Raw genomic sequence first — 18,197 nt, forward strand, 5'->3', positions numbered from 1 at the left:
TATACTGGTCAGTGGGCGAGGTCAATAGCCTGTTTGGCTTGAATGGAAAGGGGTCCAGGTTATGGCAGTTGAAGCTTTGGCAATCGTGGAAGATGCCGTCAAGAAGTCGTTGGCGGACGTGGCGTATGAGCGTATCCGCGACCGGCTGCTGATGCTTGACATCAAACCCGGCGACCTCCTCAATGACGACCACCTCGCCAGGGACCTCGGCATGGGGCGGACTCCGGTGCGTGAAGCCCTGAAGCGGCTTGAGCTTGACCGGCTCGTGGTGTCGTACCCGCGCCGGGGCACTTTTGCTACCCGGGTGGAGGTGACCGACCTTGCTTTCATTTCCGAAATCCGGACGCAGCTTGAACCGCTCGCAGCCTCCCGTGCTGCCAGAGTGGCCACGGAGCGGCAGCGGGAGCAACTGCGGGCTGTGATGCGGGCCGTAGAGTCCTTCGATACGCATGCGGCCTCCGTGGTCGAAACCCTGCGGTTGGATGCACGTGTACACCAAGGCATCTACGCGGCCGCAGCCAATCCCCACCTCGAAGATGTCCTGATCCGCTATGACAATCTCGCCACCCGCATTTGGTGCATGGTGCTGGATCGCCTTCCCGACCTCTCCCGCCACGTGCATGAGCACCTGGACCTGCTCGGTGCGGTGATTGATGGCGATGAGGCGCGGGCCGGCGACCTGGCGAGGAGCCATGTCAGCGGCTTCGAGGATGCCGTCCGCAAGGCGCTCTTCACCTGACCTGGGCCTTAAATCTCTACGTAGTACCGGAAGCGCGGCCCCCGAGCCGCGCTTCCGGCGTCCCGGGAACGACATGAAAAATCTGTTGACACCCGCCATCCGGGGATAGCATACTTGAACCACGAAACTAATATATCAACAGGATATTAGATATCAGAGGAGAAAAGATGGTCGACGTTCTGACCCGTACGCTCGCAGAGACCGATCCTGCGATCCACGCAGCCGTTCAGCAGGAGCTCCTGCGGCAGCAGGGCACGCTGGAGATGATCGCCTCCGAAAACTTTGCGCCGACTGCCGTCATGGAGGCGCAGGGTTCCGTCCTGACCAACAAGTACGCCGAAGGCTACCCGGGCAAGCGTTATTACGGCGGCTGCGAACACGTTGACGTGGTCGAGCAGCTGGCCATCGACCGTCTTAAGTCACTCTTCGGCTCCGAATTCGCCAATGTGCAGCCCCACTCAGGCGCCCAGGCCAACGCAGCGGCGATGTTCGCCCTGATCCAGCCCGGCGACACCATCCTGGGGTTGAACCTTGCACACGGTGGCCACCTGACGCACGGCATGCGCATCAACTTCTCCGGCAAGCTCTACAAAGTGGTCCCGTATGGAGTCAGTGAAGACACCATGCGGATTGACATGGCTGAAGTTGAGCGCCTGGCGGTTGAGAACAAGCCGAATCTGATCGTCGCCGGCTGGTCCGCCTACACCCGGCAGCTGGACTTTGCCGAATTCCGCCGCATCGCGGACCTGGTAGGCGCCTACCTGATGGTGGACATGGCCCACTTCGCAGGCCTGGTGGCCGCAGGGCTCCACCCCAACCCCGTGCCGCACGCCCACATCGTCACCAGCACCACGCACAAGACCCTTGGCGGCCCGCGCGGTGGTGTGATCCTCACCAACGACGCCGACATCGCCAAGAAGGTCAACTCCGCCGTGTTCCCCGGACAGCAGGGTGGACCGCTGGAGCACGTCATCGCCGGGAAGGCTGTGGCGTTCAAGCTCGCTGCCGAGCCGGCGTTCCGCGACCGGCAGGAACGCACCCTGGAAGGCGCCCGCATCATCGCAGAACGCATTCTGGCTGCCGATGTTGCAGAGTCCGGCGTGACCGTCGTCAGCGGCGGCACCGACGTGCACCTGGTCCTGGTGGACCTGCGCAATTCTGAACTGGACGGCCAGCAGGGCGAAGACCGCCTGCACCGGATCGGCATCACCGTCAACCGCAACGCCGTGCCCTTCGACCCGCGTCCGCCGATGATCTCTTCCGGTCTTCGTATCGGCACGCCGGCACTGGCCACGCGTGGGTTCGGGAAGGCGGAATTCACCGAGGTCGCGGACATTATCGCCGCAGCACTCAAGCGCGAATTCAGCGACGAGACCGCGGCAGAACTCCGCCAGCGGGTTGAAATCCTGGCCGGAAAGTTCCCGCTCTACCCCAACCTCTCCTCTGACACGAACGAGGTGGCATGATGGCCGATCTGCTTCCGGAGCACCCGGCATTCCTCTGGCACAACCCGGACCCGAAGCCTTCCTATGACGCAGTCATCGTTGGCGGCGGCGGGCACGGCCTGGCCACCGCCTACTTCCTGGCCAAGAACCACGGCATGACCAACATCGCCGTCCTCGAAAAGGGCTGGCTGGCCGGCGGAAACATGGCCCGGAACACCACCATCATCCGGTCCAACTACCTCTGGGACGAGAGCGCGGCTATCTACGAGCACGCCCTCAAGCTCTGGGAAGTCCTGCCGGAGGAGCTCGAATACGACTTCCTCTTCAGCCAGCGCGGCGTGATGAACCTCGCCCATACCCTGGGTGACGTCCGTGAAAGCATGCGGCGCGTGGGTGCGAACCAGCTCAACGGCGTGGACGCTGAGTGGCTGGACCCGAAGCAGGTCAAGGAACTCTGCCCCATCCTGAACATCAACGACAACATCCGCTACCCCGTCATGGGCGCCACGTACCAGCCGCGGGCCGGTATCGCCAAGCATGACCACGTGGCCTGGGCCTTCGCCCGCAAGTGCGACGAGTTGGGCGTGGACATCATCCAGAACTGCGAAGTCACCGGCTTCGTCAAGGACGGCAACCGCGTCACCGGAGTGAAGACCAACCGGGGCACCATCAACACCGAAAAGGTGGGCCTGTGCGCCGCCGGGCACAGCAGTGTCCTGGCCGAGATGGCGGGCTTCCGGCTTCCCATCCAGTCCCACCCGCTCCAGGCGCTGGTTTCCGAACTGCACGAACCGGTCCACCCCACGGTGGTCATGTCCAACCACGTGCACGTCTACGTCTCCCAGGCGCACAAGGGCGAGCTGGTCATGGGCGCCGGTGTGGACTCCTACAACGGTTACGGCCAGCGCGGCTCCTTCCATGTGATCGAGCACCAGATGGCGGCCGCCGTCGAGCTCTTCCCGATCTTTGCCCGGGCGCACGTCCTCAGGACCTGGGGCGGCATCGTTGACACGACCCTGGACGCTTCCCCGATCGTGGGCACCACTCCGGTGGACAACATGTTCGTGAACTGTGGCTGGGGCACCGGCGGCTTCAAGGGCACTCCTGCCGCGGGCCTCACCTTTGCCCACACCATCGCCACGGGAACGCCACACGAACTGAACAAGCCGTTTGCGCTGGAGCGGTTCGAAACCGGCGCCCTGATCGACGAACACGGCGCAGCCGCCGTGGCCCACTAGAAGAGAGTCCGGACATGCTCCTCATTTCATGCCCCAACTGCGGCTCCCGCGACGAGACCGAGTTCCACTACGGCGGCCAGGCCCACGTGGCCTATCCGGAAAACCCGAACGAACTGAACGACCGCGAATGGGCCGAGTTCCTGTTCTACCGGGACAACACCAAGGGCGCCTTTGCTGAACGCTGGCTCCACAGCACCGGCTGCCGCCAGTGGTTCAACATGCTCCGCGACACGGTCACCTATGAGATCCAGGCGATCTACCCCATGGGCGCGCCCCGGCCTGACAAAGCTGCCCCGGCACCTGAGTCCGGCACTGCCAGCACCGCCCCGGACAGCACCACCACCGGGACCGCGGCTCCCAGCATCGCTGCAACCAGCCTTGCCACAAGCACAGCACCCGCCAGCACCACCGCCCCGGAAGGAGCAACCAAGTGACTTCCCAGAACGCCCGCCTCGCCGCCGGCGGACGCATCGACCGCACCATCTCCTGGCGTTTCACCGTTGACGGCGAGGAATTTACGGGCCACCCCGGTGACACGCTGGCCTCGGCACTGCTCGCCAACGGCCGGATCGCCATCGGCAACTCGCTCTACGAGGACCGGCCCCGCGGCATCATGTCCGCAGGCGTGGAGGAAGCCAACGCGCTGGTGAAGATCGCGCCACGGTTCCCGGGCCACGTGGCCGAGTCCATGCTCCCCGCAACCACCGTGACCCTGGTGGACGGCCTGAAGGCTGAACTGCTTAACGGCCTGGGCCGCCTGGATCCCGAAGAGGACCGCGCGGAGTACGACAAGAAGTACGTCCACACCGACGTCCTGGTGATCGGCGGCGGCCCCGCCGGCCTGGCCGCGGCCCGCGAAGCTGTCCGCACCGGCGCCCGCGTCATGCTGCTGGATGACCAGCCCGAACTGGGCGGATCACTCCTGTCCGGCTCCACCGCCCCCGAACTCGCACAGACCATCGAGGGCAAGCCTGCCCTGGAATGGGTGGCGGACGTCGAGGCCGAGCTCGTCTCCGGCGCCGAATCCACCGTCCTGAACCGCACCACGGCCTTTGGCGCCTACGACGCGAACTACGTCATCGCCGTCCAGAACCGTACCGACCACCTGTCGAGCCCGGCCGCGTCCGGTGTGTCCCGGCAGCGGATTTGGCACATCCGTGCCAATCAGGTGGTGCTGGCCCCCGGAGCGCACGAGCGTCCGCTGGTTTTCGAAAACAACGACCGCCCCGGCATCATGCTCGCCTCGGCCGTGCGCAGCTACCTCAACCGCTATGCGGTGGCCGCCGGGCAGCGTGTTGTCATCAGCACCACCAACGACAGCGCCTACGCCCTGGCCGCGGACCTGCGCGCCGCCGGCGTTAGGATCGCCGCCGTCGTCGACGCCCGTCCCCAGCTGACCGAGGTGGCTGCTGCCGCCGTCGAGGCCGGCACCCGGGTGCTGGTCGGCAGCGCCGTTGCCAACACGTCAGCTTCCGCCGACGGCGGGCTGGACGGCGTCACCGTCCGCAGCCTCAACGACGACGGCGAGCTCACCTCCGGCGTCGAAGAGATCCCGTGTGACCTGCTGGCCGTTTCCGGTGGCTGGAGCCCGCTGGTGCACCTGCACTCGCAGCGGCAGGGCAAGCTGCGCTGGGACGACGATCTGGCAGCTTTCGTGCCGAGCACCGTGGTCCCCAACCAGCAGATTGTTGGCTCCGGCCGCGGCAGCTTCGAACTCGGCGACTGCGTCACCGAAGGCATCTCCGCCGGAGCCTCGGCCGCGATCGCCGCCGGCTTCGAATCCAGCACAAAGCCGACGCCGATTGGCGAGCCGAAGGCGTCCGCCCCCACGCGGCAGCTGTGGCTGGTCCCCGGCGAACAAGGCACTCCTGATGACTGGCACCACCATTTCGTTGACTTCCAGCGGGACCAGTCCGTGGCTGACGTGCTGCGCTCCACCGGGGCCGGAATGCGGTCGGTGGAGCACATCAAGCGCTACACCTCCATCAGCACCGCGAACGACCAGGGCAAGACCTCCGGCGTCAACGCGATCGGCGTCATCGCCGCCGCGCTCCGGCAGGCCGGCGAAGCGTCCCGCGGCATCGGCGATATCGGCACCACCACCTACCGGGCACCGTTCACCCCCGTGGCGTTCGCGGCCCTCGCCGGGCGCCAGCGCGGCGAACTGTTCGACCCCGCCCGCGTCACCTCCATCCACCCGTGGCACGTCGCCAAGGGTGCCCTGTTCGAGGACGTTGGACAGTGGAAGCGGCCCTGGTACTACCCGCAGGACGGGGAGGACATGGACGCCGCCGTGCTGCGCGAGTGCGCCGCCGTCCGCGACTCCGTGGGCTTCATGGACGCCACCACCCTGGGCAAAATCGAAATCCGGGGCAAGGACGCCGGCGAGTTCCTCAACCGGATCTACACCAACGCGTTCAAGAAGCTCGCCCCGGGTTCCGCACGCTACGGCGTGATGTGCCTGGCTGACGGCATGATCTTCGACGACGGCGTGACCCTGCGCCTCGACGATGACCGCTTCTTCATGACCACCACCACCGGCGGCGCCGCGAAGGTGCTGGACTGGCTGGAGGAATGGCTGCAGACCGAATGGCCGGAACTGGACGTGCACTGCACCTCGGTGACCGAACAGTGGAGCACCATTGCCGTCGTCGGGCCAAAATCCCGCGCGGTCCTGGCGAAGGTGGCACCGGAACTGGCCGCCAACGGCGGACTGGAAACCGAAGCCTTCCCGTTCATGACCTTCCGCGAAACCACGCTCGCCTCGGGCGTCCGCGCCCGGGTCTGCCGGATCTCCTTCTCCGGTGAGCTGGCCTACGAGATCAACGTGCCGGCCTGGTACGGCCTGAACACCTGGGAAGCCGTGGCCGCCGCCGGGGCCGAATTCAACATCACCCCGTACGGCACCGAAACCATGCACGTGCTCCGCGCCGAAAAGGGCTACCCGATCGTTGGGCAGGACACCGACGGCACCGTCACCCCGCAGGACGCCGGGATGGAATGGATCGTCTCCAAAGCCAAGGACTTCATCGGCAAGCGGTCCTACAACCGGGTCGATGCCCGCCGCGAGGACCGCAAGCACCTGGTCAGCGTGCTGCCCGTTGACGGCACCATCCGGCTGCCGGAAGGCACCCAGCTCGTGGAAAAGGGCCGGTCCATCAACCCTTCGGACGGGCCAGTCCCCATGGAAGGCTTCGTTACTTCCAGCTACCACTCCGCCGCGCTGGGCAGATCCTTCGGCCTGGCCCTGATCAAGAACGGCCGCAACCGCATCGGCGAGACCCTGGTGGCCGCCGCCGGCGACCAGGTCGTGGACGTTGTTGTCGCAGAAACCGTACTTTTTGACCCTGAAGGGACCCGTAAAGATGGCTGAAACAGCAGCACCCAAAACCTCCCCCGAGACGAACCTCTCCCTGCGAACCAGCCCGGCCGCAGTGCTCCGGGCAGCGTTTGAAACCGGCTCCGTCCCCGGCACCGTCGAACTGAGCGAAATCACCTTCCTGACCATGGTGGGCCTCCGGGTTGCCCGGGACACCGACGCCGGGCAGCGGATCGCGTCAGTCACCGGCGGGCTGCCTGCGACGTGCGGCGCCGTCAGCGGCTCGGGCGACACTTCCGTCCTGTGGCTCGGACCCGAGGAATTCCTGGTCGTGGCACCCCTGGAAGCCCACGAGTCGCTCGGCGGTGACCTGATCCAGGCACTCCGGGAAGCCCTCGCCGACGGTGAAGGCCAGGTGGTGGACCTGTCCGCCAACCGCACCACCTTCGAACTCACCGGGCCGCGGTCCCGGGCCGTCCTGGAAAAGGGCTGCTCGCTGGACCTCCACCCCCGCGAGTTCAAAGCCGGCACGGCGCTGTCCACGGAAATCGGCAACATCCCCGTGGTCCTGTGGAAGACCGGTGAGGAGAGCTTCCGGATCTTCCCCCGCGCCTCGTTCGCAGAGTTCCTGGGCCGCTGGCTCCTGGACGCCATGCGGGAATATGCCTCCCCTGAGGTCCCTTAATGGCACTTAGCGTCCTGGACCTGTTTTCCGTTGGCATCGGGCCGTCGTCGTCACACACGGTCGGCCCGATGCGGGCAGCGAAGCTGTTCGCCGACGGGCTCAAAAGCGATGGACACCTGAGCTCCACCAGGCGCGTGCAGGCTGAACTGTTCGGCTCCCTCGGCGCAACCGGACGGGGCCACGGCTCGGACAAGGCCGTGGTCCTGGGCTTCAAGGGGCTGGACCCCGAAACCGTGGACACCTCCACGGCTGATGACCAGGTGGCTGCTGCCGCCCTCGACGCCGAACTGTGGGTGGGCGGGGTCCACCGGGTGGACTTCAACTGGGACGAGGACGTGGTGCTGCACCGGCGCAAGTCCCTCCCGGCCCACCCCAACGGCATGACCTTCCGAGCCCTGAACCATAGCGGCGCCGTCCTCAGCGAGCGGAGCTTCTATTCGATTGGGGGCGGCTTCGTCGTTGACGGGGACGCCGATGCCAGCGACCGGGTGGTGGCCGATGCCACCGTCCTGCCCTACCCGTTCAGCACCGCCGATGAGCTCCTGGAGATTTGCAGCCGCGAAGGCATGTCCATCTCGGACGTGATGCTCGCCAACGAACTCACCTGGCGCACGGAAGCGGAACTGAGGGAGAAGCTGCTGGGGCTGTGGGCGGTCATGCGCGAATGCGTGGACAACGGCTGCGCCGCGGAAGGCATCCTGCCCGGCGGCCTCAAGGTCAGGCGCCGCGCGCCGTCGTTGTTCCAGACCCTGACGGCGGACACCGGGGTGACCGACCCGCTTCGGGCGATGGAATGGGTGAACCTGTTCGCCCTGGCCGTGAACGAGGAAAACGCCGCCGGCGGGCGCATTGTCACCGCCCCCACCAACGGCGCGGCCGGCATCGTCCCGGCGGTGCTGCACTACTACGTGAAGTTCGTCCCCGGCGCCAACGACGACGGCGTGGTCCGCTTCATGCTGGCCGCGGCCGCCGTTGGAATCCTGTTCAAGATCAACGCCTCCATCTCGGGAGCGGAAGTGGGCTGCCAGGGTGAGGTGGGTTCGGCCTGTTCCATGGCCGCAGCCGGCCTCTGCGAGGTGCTGGGCGGGACGCCTGCCCAGGTGGAAAACGCCGCCGAAGTGGGGATCGAGCACAACCTTGGCCTGACCTGCGACCCCGTGGGCGGGCTGGTGCAGATTCCGTGCATCGAGCGGAACGCCATCGCCAGCGTCAAAGCCATCAACGCCGCCCGCCTTGCCCTGCACGGCGACGGCAGCCACAAGGTATCCCTCGACAAGGCCATCAAGACCATGAGGGAAACCGGTGCCGACATGAAAACCAAGTACAAGGAAACCTCCCGAGGAGGCCTCGCCGTGAACGTCATCGAGTGCTGATCCGGTGAAGCAACTGCAGCCCCGGGTGTCCATGGATACCCGGGGCTTTTTCCCGCAAACATAACGCCTGGCCAGGCGTCCGGCCCCTTTGGAGCAAGAAGTGACCCTTAGACCACTCCCATACGAACACATCGCCGTCACCGGCAGCAGCCGTGTCAAGCGCGGCATGGCTGAGATGCTCAAGGGCGGCGTCATCATGGACGTCGTCAACGTCGAACAGGCCCGCATCGCCGAAGACGCCGGTGCCTTTGCAGTGATGGCGCTGGAACGCGTTCCGGCTGATATCCGTGCCCAGGGCGGCGTGTCCCGGATGTCCGATCCGGACATGATCGACAAGATCATCGATGCCGTGTCCGTACCGGTCATGGCCAAGGCCCGGATCGGCCACTTCGTCGAGGCGCAGGTCCTGCAGTCCCTGGGGGTGGACTACATCGACGAGTCCGAGGTCCTGACCCCGGCGGACTACACCAACCACATCGACAAGTGGAACTTCACCGTTCCGTTCGTGTGCGGTGCCACCAACCTTGGTGAGGCGCTGCGCCGTATCAACGAGGGCGCGGCGATGATCCGGTCCAAGGGCGAGGCCGGCACCGGGGATGTCTCCAACGCCACCACGCACATGCGCCAGATCCGCGCCGAGATCCTCAAGCTCGCGGCCCTGCCCGAGGATGAGCTGTACGTCGCGGCCAAGGAACTGCAGGCCCCGTACGAGCTGGTCAAGGAAATCGCGACCACCGGCAAGCTCCCCGTGGTGCTGTTCACCGCCGGAGGCATCGCCACCCCGGCCGACGCTGCGATGATGATGCAGCTCGGCGCCGACGGCGTGTTCGTCGGTTCCGGGATCTTCAAGTCCGGCAACCCGGCCCAGCGTGCCGCCGCCGTCGTCAGGGCCACTGCCTACTATGACGACCCCGACGTCATCGCCCAAGCCTCCCGCGGCCTGGGCGAAGCCATGGTGGGCATCAACGTGGACGAGATCGCGCAGCCCCACCGGCTCGCCGAGCGCGGCTGGTAAGAGGCGCTACCGTGTCGGGCATTCAATCGGACAAGGTTGCCAGCAGACGTGGCCTGCGCACCGACTGGGCACGGCTCCCAGGCCACACAGTCGAGGTCTGGCTCTGGGGCGAACACGTTATGACCGGTGTCGTGGATCAGGCTGCCGCAGACGATTCAGTCCTCTGGATTGCCGCAGCCGGAAGCGAAACCCGGCGGCTCTTCGACAAGCCCAGCGGATTCCAGGTCCGGGCCTAGCAGCACCGATAAGAAGGGCACCGGTTAAGGCAGGCGGGAAGACCGCAGCAGTGTGGGGGCGCCGGCGCGTGCCGGGTCCAGTGGGACGGGGCTGATCAGGACTGCGGGTCCGCGGTACAGGGCGCCGTCGCTCAGTACCTGGCAGCGGATGCCGCCCCGTCCGCGCATGGCCTTATGCGCGCCGGGGGCAAGCATCTGATCCATCCACGCGCAGGGGTGCGCGGGTCTGCCGGCCTTGAATCGCGCCACCTGGTTGTGTGATTCGAGCGCAAATTCGCCGCCGAGCAGGGGAGGCAGGTCCGCTCCCCGAAGGATCACGTTGCGGCGCGTCAGGAGCGGATCGAAGGGGGCCGATCCCAGTTCAGCGGCGATGGCTTCGAGCGCTTCCACAGCCATCACGGTCACGGCGGCATCCATATGCGCCGCCTTGCCGAAGAACCGGTCACCCACGATGCCTTTGCCCGAGACCAAGTCAACCCGGTCCGCGTCGGTGGTGGGGACGTCCGCAGCACCTTGGCGGGCCCGGCCGAAGTAGGCGTGCGCCGGTGACACCAGCAGGTGCAGGACCTCCACGTCGTACCGGTAGGTTGCCGTCATGCCCTAAAACTATCGCGCACTGCCTGTCCAGGCGACAAAGCAAGCGGACGACGGCGGGACGTCCCGCCGTCGTCCGTTTGAGTTGAGAACGCCTGGAGGCAGCTCCTGACGCTCGCAGCGCCATGACAATTCACATGAGGGCCACAAGTGTACGTTCGGGCGATTGGCGCACTGAGTTGCGGCGAGAGAAAACGCATTGTTCCGCCACAGCTGGAAGAGCTAGACCCGCCGGGACTCGAAACGTTCCCGGCTGAGGAACACCAGCTGCGCTTCCTTCTCGGCCAGCTGCACCTTGGCCCCGGCCTCGAACCCGAAGTCCTCGAAACGCCGGATCGCCTTGCTGTTGCGGGCATCCGGCTCCGCGACGACGCGGTCCTTGGCGGGGTCGGAGAACAGGAACCGGATCAGGCCCGCCAGGAGGGTGGCGGTGAAGTTCCGGACAGGACGCGTAGCCGGAGCCAGCAGCAGGTGAAGTCCGGTGTCCCCCGGACGTGCCGGGTAGGCGTCAGCCACCGGATCCCGCAGCGGCTCATACGTCTGGAACAGCCCCACGGGCTCGTCATCGATGCACATCAGATAGGCGTGATGGGTATCCAGGCTGTCCACGAAAAGGTAGATGTCCCGGACGTCGTCCCTGCTCATGGACTGCATGCCCCAGAACCTGGCCCGGTCCTCCCTGACCCAGCCGTAAAGCAGGTCCGCGTCACTTTCCGGGGCCAGCGGGATAAGCCGCAGCCTGCCCACGCCGGGCAGCACCTCCGTGTAGACGGCCTCCCTGGCGGAGAGCGGAATGGCTGTGTCAGCGCGGGTCATGGTTCTCCTTGGTCAGCTGCCCCCAGTCGGTGATGACGGGGATAAGGTCGCCTGCCGCCCACAGGGGCAGCTGGCTTGCAAAATGCGGATCGTCCGGATGTCCTGACGCGCCAAACGGCACGACCCAGCGGCTCGCGGCGCGGTCCGCCAGGTCCCAGACGTACCGGGCCACCGGCCCGCGGAAAGACCTGTCCGTCACGCCCGGGAGGCTCTCGGCGGACAGGACGCAGCCAGTGTCGCCGGATAAACCGGTGGCAGGGACTGAAGGCGCCAGGCCGCGGGGGCCGTGATCGTTCAGGGCATGCAGCGGGAGGACGGTATGGCTGGAACCCCACGTCCCTGCCGGCGGTGCTGCGGCCACTTCCTCCAGGGCCTCCCGCGTTGCCTCACCGACGTCGACGCCGGCCTCCGGACCCTTCGTGATCAGTGTCTCGAGCGCGAAGCCCACCCGCGACGGGGCGTGGAGCCACGGCCCGAAGAGAGGGGTGAAGCCGTGCGGTTCAGCCAGGGGCTGCAGCTTGGGTGTGCGGGCCAGCGCCAGGACCAGCGCAGACCGCCAGGCCGCGAAGGCGCCGGCTTCGTTGCTGCTTCCATCCATGTGGCCGTCCCACTGCAGCAGCCGTTCCCTGAGGGCGGACGCCTCCGCAGTAAGCGAACCGGATTCCTGCAGCAGGCCGCGCAGTGCTGGCCAGGAGCCGAGATGGGTGTCCATGTGGATCTGCTGCATGGCGTCGGCGTCCAGCCCGGGTCCGTGCTCCTCCAGCAGCTGCCGGATGCGCCGGGCGCGGTGGGCCGGGGCGAACTCAAGTCCCAGTTGGTCGCCGCCGCCGGAGTCGCGGTCGTTGGCATTCACCGCCAGCGAGGCCACGTTCAGCCGTGGCATCTTCTCCCAAGCACCCCTCCACTGGTGTTCCGCTGACCATGCCGGGACCGGGCTGACCCGGTTCTGCCGGTTCCGGACGGGGACCTTCCCTGCGACCAGTTGGCGAACGTCACCGCCGGAATCAGCAACCAGCACGCAATTGACCGGTTCCACCCAGGCGTCCAGTGCCCCTTCCACGTCCGCCGCGGAACGGCTCCGCAGGAGCGGCAGGAGGGCCTCGAAGCCCAGCGTCCCGGCAGCCCGGGCGGGCGTCCGCAGACTCAGCGCGCCGCCGTCGGCCCCTCCCGAGATGACCGGACCGCGGGCTGTCTCGATGACCTTCACTGTTTCCGACGCCGCGCCGCGGACCAGGATTTCTTCCTCATGGTGTGCCTGGACCGGCTCCCAGCCGTCCGGGCCCAGCGCGGAGACCAGGCCGCCTGAACTCCGCAGCTGCTCGCGGAACAGGTCCTGGTAATCAGCCATGGCGTTGGTGACCGCCCAGGCCACCGGGCCTGCGTGGCCAAAGTGCGGGGTCCCGGGGACGCCCGGGAAAGCCAGCCCGACGACGTCGAACTCCGGACACGCCAGCCGCACCTGCTGGTAGACGCCCGGGAGCTCCATCAGGCGGTGCGGGTCGCCGGCAAGGAGGGGCCTGCCGGATGCGGTCACGGTACCCGCGGCCGCCCACGCGTTGCTGCCCGCCCACACGGGCGCCTCGATGCTGAACAGGCCCACCGCATCGGCGCCGAGGGTGGCGGACACGTGCCCGCGCCAGAGTTTATTGGGGAAGGTGCCGAAGAGAATATGGTGGACCAGGAAAACGCCCAGCGGCGTCCAGGGCTGCCACGCGGCGGGCGCGGTGTCCGTTGCGCTGAACTCGTCGGCGTCCCGGCGGCCTGTTTCCAGGGCATGGTTCACGCCGTCGACGTAGGCCGTGCACCAGCGCCTGGTTTCGGCGTCGAGGTTCTCGAAGCACCGGCGCACGGTGTCGTCCAGCCGCACCCGGCGGGCAAACCGGTCCCAGTCCAGCCCGTCCGCGCCAAGATGTTCGGCAGTGCGGCCCTCCGACCGCCAGCGTTCCATTTCGACCTGCCACGACCGGTCAGCAGCGGCGTTGTAGCCCTGGAGGAAGGACAGCTCGTCGGGGGAGCCGGCCCGCAGGTGTGGGATCCCCCATGGGTCGCGGAAGATCTCAGGCCGCATGGGCATGGGCATGTCGCTGGGCGAGGCGGTGGCGGTGAGGCACGGGATCTTCCGGTAGTTAGGTAAGGCTAACCAAGAGAATAGGGTGATCCGCCGGGTTCACCAAAATGTTGCGCCCGAAAAGGGAAGCGGACGACGGCGGGTTAGCGGCCGCCGTCGTGCGCCTCAGCGTGGCCGGTGTCCGCTCTCTCCGGTATCGTGTGGACATGGTTCCCGGACTTGCGGACTTGGGCGCGGAGGGCATTCTGCTCGCCGGGGCGGGCCGCGCCATCCTGCTGCAGCTCGCTCATCCGGCCATCGGCCAGGGCGTGGCCGAGCACACCACCTTCATTGAACGGCCGGTTGACCGGCTGCGGAACACCCTCACTTATGTCTACGCCATCGTGTACGGTACGGACGGGCAGGTGAAAGCCGTCCGCCGCATGGTGAACCGGGCCCACGCACCGGTCCAGCGGCCCCCGGATGAGACCTCCAAAGGCTACAACGCCTACGACGCGGCATCGCAGTTGTGGGTGGCGGCGACGCTCTATGACACGGCTGTCACGGTTTTCGAGCGTGTCTATGGGCCGCTGGATGATGAAGCGGCAGATTACATGTACCGCGAATACGCGAAGCTCGGGACCGCCCTGCAGCTCCCGGCCGAGCTCTGGCCGCCGGACCGTGCAGCTTTCGGCGCGTACTACAACGGACGACTCCAGTCGCTCAGCCCTGACGACGCCGCCGTCCGGGTGGCGCACGGACTGCTCCATCCGAAGAGTGGGCCGCTCTGGTACCGCGCCGTCATGCCGTTCGCGCGGTTCCTTACCGCGGGCTTCCTGCCGGACCACCTCCGCCGAGACTTCGGCCTGACCTGGAGCGCAAGCCACGGGCGCCGTTTTGACCTCACCATGAAGTGCACGGCGGTGGTGTACCCCCGGCTGCCGCAGCGGATCCGGCACTGGTTCAAGAACTACTGCCTGGGCCAGCTCGACCCTGCGTAACTGCGATGCCCCGCGGTGAAGAGCCTTTGGGATGCGCGAACGTACACTTGGGGCCCTGGAATTTAGGGCCACAAGTGTACGTTCGCGCGGAGCTTGCTGAGCGTGTTCCAGGGGATGGGGCCGGGCTTCGACTGACGCGACTGTCCGGGCCGTTGATAGTTTCCCAGGTTCTTTTGCCGGCCCATGGTTGCCGCGGGCTGGAACGGGTACAACTAAGTCATGACGACGTCACCACTGGTGCTTGGGCCCATGATGCGGTACGTGGATGAGACCTCGGCCAGCATCTGGGTGGAGACCCGGTCTGCTGCCCGGGTGTCAGTCCGCGCCGGCGGCAGGGACTGGGCGGCCCGTTCCTTCGCCGTGCACGGCCACCACTACGCGCTGGTGGAAGTGGACGGACTGGAACCAGGAACCGTGCTGCCCTACACCTTGGAAATCAACGGAACGCAGTGCTGGCCGGATCCCGCCTCCGGGTTCCCGCCGCCGGTGATCGCAACCTTGAAACCCGGCAAGCCGCTGCGCATGGCCTACGGTTCCTGCCGCACCAGTGTTCCGCACGATGTGTCCGGCAATAGGACGCACGGCGTCGACTCGCTCCGCGCCTACGCGCTGGCGATGGCCTCAGACGACGGCCTGGCATGGCCGGACCTGGTGGTCTTCCTCGGAGACCAGGTATATGCCGACTCCACCAGCGAAGAGATGCAGGAATTCATTCGCGCCCGCCGTGACATGGGTGAGCCGCCTGGCGAAGAGCTCAAGGACTACGAGGAATATGCCCACCTCTACAATCTCGCGTGGTCCGACCCGGCAAACAGGTGGCTCCTGTCCACCCTGCCCAGCGCAATGATCTTCGATGACCACGATATCCGGGACGACTGGAACGCATCGCTGAGCTGGAAAAGGGACATGGAGGCTAAGCCTTGGTGGCATGAGCGGATTGTCTCCGGGCTTTCCTCCTACTGGGTCTACCAGCATCTGGGGAACCTCTCGCCGCAGGAGCGGCTTGACGACGCTATCTGGCAGCGCGTCGTGGGCCACGGGAGCGGGTCCGAACTCGACCTCAGCGAAGAACTGGACAGTTTTGCCGAGCGCGCAGACCAGGACCCGGCATCCTACCGGTGGAGCTTCTGCCGGGATTTCGGGGACACCAGGCTGATAGTGCTTGACTCCCGCGCCGCCCGGAACCTCGCGCCGGAAGCCCGCGCACTCCTCGATGATGAGGAAATGGCCTGGCTCGACAGCAGGATGCGCGGTGGATTCCGCCACCTGCTGGTGGCGACGTCGCTGCCTTTCCTGTTGCCGATGGGGCTGCACCACGTCGAATCGTGGAATGAGGCCGTGTCGGAAGGCGCGTGGGGGAAGTTCGCCGCCCGGGCCGGCGAGAAGCTGCGCCAAGCGGTGGACCTGGAACACTGGGGCGCCTTCCAAAAGAGCTTCCGGGAGGTGGCTGCCATGGCAACCGAGGTCGCAGATGGCAAGCGCGGACCCTCACCGGAGACCGTCACCTTCCTGTCCGGGGACGTGCACTTTTCCTACGTCGCGGAGGTGGAACGCTCCTCCGGGAGCCGGATCATCCAGGCGGTCTGCTCCCCGATCCGTAACCCCTTGCCCCGGCTGATGAGATCCTTCGGTGCAGTCATGGCCTACGGCCTTGCCGCTCCCTTAGGTGCCCTGGTTGCCCGTTCGGCACGCGTCCCTGACCCGCCGTTCCGCTGGACACGCGTGGAGGGGCCCTGGTTTAACAACAATCTGGCCAGCCTCGAGGTAGCGCCCGAAGGCCTGAAACTGTGGTGGCAGACAGGAGTCGTGGAAGACGGCGACGACCTGCACCCAAGGCTCGAACGTGTGGCATCCCTCAACGTGGCTTCCCCGAGCGTCAGGGACTCCAGCGATCCGGCCGTGAAGCATCCCCGGCCGGACGCCGGTCGAACCTTTACTGGGCAGCCTTAGCCAGGGTCTCCCGCTCCGCCCCGATCGTGGTGTTGTCGCCGTGGCCGGTGCGGACCACAGTCTCGGGCGGGAGACTAAGCAGCCGCTCCCGGATGGAGGCCAGGATGGTGGGGTAGTCGCTGTAGGACCTGCCGGTGGCTCCCGGACCGCCGTTGAAGAGCGTGTCTCCGGTGAACACCGTCCCTTCGCGCTCCAGGAGGAAGCAGGTGGAGCCGGGGGAGTGGCCCGGTGTGTGGATTGCCCTCAGTGTGGCGCCCCCCACCTGGAACTCGTCGCCGTCCGCGAGGTAGTGGTCCGGCCTGTGGTCAGGGTAGACCTGTTCCCAGAGCATCAGGTCTTCCGGGTTCAGGTAGATCGGGGCGTCCACCGCTGCGGCCACCGCACGGGCAGCCCCGATGTGGTCGTTATGCGCGTGGGTGAGCAGGATGGCCACGACCTTCCGGCCCCCGACCTGGCGGATGATCGCTTCTGCATCATGCGGGGAGTCGATGATTACGCACTCATCCTCATTGCCCACGATCCAGACGTTGTTGTCCACGTCCCAGGTACCGCCGTCGAGCGAAAACGTCCCGGAGGTGACCAGGTTTTCAATAGTGACGCCCATCAGGAAGCCACCCCCGAGGGGAGTTCAACAACCGAACGGAGGACCTTGCCTTCGTGCATCTTGGCGAAGGCCTCCTCCACCTGGTCGATGGTGATGCGTTCGGTCACGAAGGCGTCCAGGTCCAGGTTGCCCTGCTTGTAGTGCGCCACCAGCATCGGGAAATCCCGGGACGGCAGGCAGTCGCCGTACCAGGACGACTTCAGGGACCCGCCGCGGCCGAAGACATCCAACAGGGGGAGCTCAAGCAGCATGCTCGGCGTCGGAACGCCCACCAGCACCACGCGGCCGGCGAGGTCGCGCGCGTAGAAGGCCTGCTTGTAGGTTTCGGGTCGTCCGACAGCCTCGATGACGACGTCTGCACCGTGGCCGCCGGTCAGGGCCCGGATGGCCTCGACCGGGTCTTCCTTGCTGGAGTCCACACCGTGCGTGGCTCCGAGCGCTTTGGCCATCTCCACCTTGTTGGCGTCGATGTCCACGGCGATGATGGTGGTGGCTCCGGCCAGCTTGGCGCCGGCGATCGCGGCGATGCCCACACCGCCGCAGCCGATCACGGCGACGGACTCGCCGCGCTTAACCTCACCGGTGTTGATGGCCGCGCCAATGCCGGCCATCACACCGCAGCCGAGCAGGCCGACGGCGGCGGGATCGACGTCGTCATCCACCTTGGTGCACTGCCCGGCGGCGACGAGGGTCTTCTCCGCGAAGGCGCCGATGCCCAGCGCGGGGGAGAGCTCCGTGCCGTCCTCGAGCGTCATCTTCTGCGTAGCGTTGTGCGTGTTGAAGCAGTACTGCGCCTGCCCCTTCGCGCAGGCGCGGCATTCGCCGCACACTGCACGCCAGTTCAGGATCACGCGGTCGCCGGGGGCCACCTCGGTGACACCGGGACCGACGGCGCTGACCACACCGGTGGCCTCATGGCCCAGCAGGAAGGGGAAATCGTCGCTGATGCCGCCCTGCCTGTAGTGGAGATCTGTGTGGCAGACCCCGCTGGTGAGGATGTCCACCAAGGCCTCGCCGGGACCCGGATCCGGCACCAGGATGGTCTCCACCGATACGGGGGCGTTCTTTTCCCTGGCAATGACTGCCTTTACTTTGTGACCCATGAGCCTGTTCCTTTCCTGAGCCCATTCGGGCT

At 66.6% G+C, this 18,197-nt stretch carries 16 protein-coding genes; 11 read left to right on the forward strand and 5 right to left on the reverse strand.

The annotated features are described in order from the left end of the window. The first annotated feature begins 61 nt into the window (after positions 1-61). The 9 genes from AU175_RS13780 to AU175_RS13820 all read left to right on the forward strand — a co-directional run bounded on the left by AU175_RS13780 (position 62) and on the right by AU175_RS13820 (position 10,050). Positions 62-739, forward strand: coding sequence for a GntR family transcriptional regulator (locus AU175_RS13780; RefSeq protein ID WP_066289871.1), 678 nt, complete (start codon positions 62-64; stop codon positions 737-739). Positions 740-906: 167 nt separating this feature from the next. Beyond that, a complete protein-coding gene (glyA, locus tag AU175_RS13785; RefSeq protein ID WP_066289874.1) occupies positions 907-2,205 on the forward strand; it encodes a serine hydroxymethyltransferase in 1,299 nt (432 codons plus the stop codon). Continuing rightward, on the forward strand, positions 2,202-3,422 hold the full coding sequence (locus AU175_RS13790) for a sarcosine oxidase subunit beta family protein (RefSeq protein WP_066289876.1): 1,221 nt from the start codon (positions 2,202-2,204) through the stop codon (positions 3,420-3,422). The genes glyA and AU175_RS13790 overlap by 4 nt, the downstream gene beginning before the upstream one ends. 14 nt (positions 3,423-3,436) lie before the next feature. Further along, positions 3,437-3,856 carry a sarcosine oxidase subunit delta gene (locus AU175_RS13795; RefSeq protein WP_066289879.1) on the forward strand — a complete coding sequence of 140 codons (420 nt, stop codon included), beginning with the start codon at positions 3,437-3,439 and terminating at the stop codon, positions 3,854-3,856. Next, positions 3,853-6,795, forward strand: a complete 2,943-nt coding sequence (locus AU175_RS13800; RefSeq protein WP_066289882.1) for a sarcosine oxidase subunit alpha family protein — start codon at positions 3,853-3,855, stop codon at positions 6,793-6,795. Before AU175_RS13795 ends, AU175_RS13800 begins: the two co-directional genes overlap by 4 nt. Beyond that, positions 6,788-7,426, forward strand: coding sequence for a sarcosine oxidase subunit gamma (locus AU175_RS13805; protein ID WP_066289884.1), 639 nt, complete (start codon positions 6,788-6,790; stop codon positions 7,424-7,426). The genes AU175_RS13800 and AU175_RS13805 overlap by 8 nt, the downstream gene beginning before the upstream one ends. Beyond that, positions 7,426-8,799, forward strand: coding sequence for an L-serine ammonia-lyase (locus tag AU175_RS13810; protein ID WP_066289891.1), 1,374 nt, complete (start codon positions 7,426-7,428; stop codon positions 8,797-8,799). The genes AU175_RS13805 and AU175_RS13810 overlap by 1 nt, the downstream gene beginning before the upstream one ends. Positions 8,800-8,899: 100 nt before the next feature. Further along, positions 8,900-9,814, forward strand: coding sequence for a pyridoxal 5'-phosphate synthase lyase subunit PdxS (gene pdxS, locus AU175_RS13815; protein WP_066289893.1), 915 nt, complete (start codon positions 8,900-8,902; stop codon positions 9,812-9,814). Between the two features lie 11 nt (positions 9,815-9,825). Next, on the forward strand, positions 9,826-10,050 hold the full coding sequence (locus tag AU175_RS13820; protein ID WP_066289896.1) for a hypothetical protein: 225 nt from the start codon (positions 9,826-9,828) through the stop codon (positions 10,048-10,050). 24 nt (positions 10,051-10,074) lie between these two features. On the opposite strand, the gene AU175_RS13825 is transcribed toward AU175_RS13820, so the two are convergent. The 3 genes from AU175_RS13825 to AU175_RS13835 form a co-directional block, all read right to left on the reverse strand. Beyond that, complete coding sequence (locus AU175_RS13825) at positions 10,075-10,647, reverse strand: MOSC domain-containing protein (RefSeq protein ID WP_066289902.1); 573 nt, start codon at positions 10,645-10,647, stop codon at positions 10,075-10,077. 219 nt (positions 10,648-10,866) lie between these two features. Continuing rightward, positions 10,867-11,460: a GNAT family N-acetyltransferase gene (locus tag AU175_RS13830; protein ID WP_066289905.1), complete on the reverse strand. Its 594-nt coding sequence runs from the start codon at positions 11,458-11,460 to the stop codon at positions 10,867-10,869. Beyond that, positions 11,447-13,534 carry a penicillin acylase family protein gene (locus AU175_RS13835; RefSeq protein WP_231938570.1) on the reverse strand — a complete coding sequence of 696 codons (2,088 nt, stop codon included), beginning with the start codon at positions 13,532-13,534 and terminating at the stop codon, positions 11,447-11,449. Before AU175_RS13835 ends, AU175_RS13830 begins: the two co-directional genes overlap by 14 nt. A gap of 200 nt (positions 13,535-13,734) precedes the next feature. Here AU175_RS13835 and AU175_RS13840 point away from each other — a divergent pair, with 200 nt between their 5' ends. Together AU175_RS13840 and AU175_RS13845 are read left to right on the forward strand one after the other, a co-directional pair. After that, a complete protein-coding gene (locus tag AU175_RS13840; protein ID WP_066291128.1) occupies positions 13,735-14,508 on the forward strand; it encodes an oxygenase MpaB family protein in 774 nt (257 codons plus the stop codon). 219 nt (positions 14,509-14,727) lie between these two features. Further along, complete coding sequence (locus tag AU175_RS13845; RefSeq protein WP_066289908.1) at positions 14,728-16,458, forward strand: alkaline phosphatase D family protein; 1,731 nt, start codon at positions 14,728-14,730, stop codon at positions 16,456-16,458. Here the strand turns inward: AU175_RS13845 and AU175_RS13850 are convergent. Together AU175_RS13850 and AU175_RS13855 are read right to left on the reverse strand one after the other, a co-directional pair. Beyond that, positions 16,442-17,062, reverse strand: coding sequence for an MBL fold metallo-hydrolase (locus AU175_RS13850; protein WP_066289910.1), 621 nt, complete (start codon positions 17,060-17,062; stop codon positions 16,442-16,444). The genes AU175_RS13845 and AU175_RS13850 overlap by 17 nt on opposite strands. Then, complete coding sequence (locus tag AU175_RS13855) at positions 17,062-18,165, reverse strand: S-(hydroxymethyl)mycothiol dehydrogenase (protein ID WP_066289913.1); 1,104 nt, start codon at positions 18,163-18,165, stop codon at positions 17,062-17,064. The genes AU175_RS13850 and AU175_RS13855 overlap by 1 nt, the downstream gene beginning before the upstream one ends. Positions 18,166-18,197: the final 32 nt, after the last annotated feature.

The sequence above is a fragment of the Arthrobacter sp. B6 genome (genome assembly GCF_001663775.1).
Lineage (GTDB): Bacteria > Actinomycetota > Actinomycetes > Actinomycetales > Micrococcaceae > Arthrobacter.

Bases quoted from the DNA above. Each gene is read 5' to 3' on its own strand.
- glyA (WP_066289874.1), top strand. From the start codon at position 907: ATGGTCGACGTTCTGACCCGTACGCTCGCAGAGACCGATCCTGCGATC.
- AU175_RS13790 (WP_066289876.1), top strand. From the start codon at position 2,202: ATGATGGCCGATCTGCTTCCGGAGCACCCGGCATTCCTCTGGCACAAC.
- AU175_RS13825 (WP_066289902.1), bottom strand. From the start codon at position 10,647: ATGACGGCAACCTACCGGTACGACGTGGAGGTCCTGCACCTGCTGGTG.
- AU175_RS13835 (WP_231938570.1), bottom strand. From the start codon at position 13,534: ATGCCCATGCGGCCTGAGATCTTCCGCGACCCATGGGGGATCCCACAC.
- AU175_RS13840 (WP_066291128.1), top strand. From the start codon at position 13,735: ATGGTTCCCGGACTTGCGGACTTGGGCGCGGAGGGCATTCTGCTCGCC.
- AU175_RS13780 (WP_066289871.1), top strand. From the start codon at position 62: ATGGCAGTTGAAGCTTTGGCAATCGTGGAAGATGCCGTCAAGAAGTCG.
- AU175_RS13855 (WP_066289913.1), bottom strand. From the start codon at position 18,165: ATGGGTCACAAAGTAAAGGCAGTCATTGCCAGGGAAAAGAACGCCCCC.
- AU175_RS13830 (WP_066289905.1), bottom strand. From the start codon at position 11,460: ATGACCCGCGCTGACACAGCCATTCCGCTCTCCGCCAGGGAGGCCGTC.
- AU175_RS13795 (WP_066289879.1), top strand. From the start codon at position 3,437: ATGCTCCTCATTTCATGCCCCAACTGCGGCTCCCGCGACGAGACCGAG.
- AU175_RS13845 (WP_066289908.1), top strand. From the start codon at position 14,728: ATGACGACGTCACCACTGGTGCTTGGGCCCATGATGCGGTACGTGGAT.
- AU175_RS13810 (WP_066289891.1), top strand. From the start codon at position 7,426: ATGGCACTTAGCGTCCTGGACCTGTTTTCCGTTGGCATCGGGCCGTCG.
- AU175_RS13850 (WP_066289910.1), bottom strand. From the start codon at position 17,062: ATGGGCGTCACTATTGAAAACCTGGTCACCTCCGGGACGTTTTCGCTC.
- AU175_RS13805 (WP_066289884.1), top strand. From the start codon at position 6,788: ATGGCTGAAACAGCAGCACCCAAAACCTCCCCCGAGACGAACCTCTCC.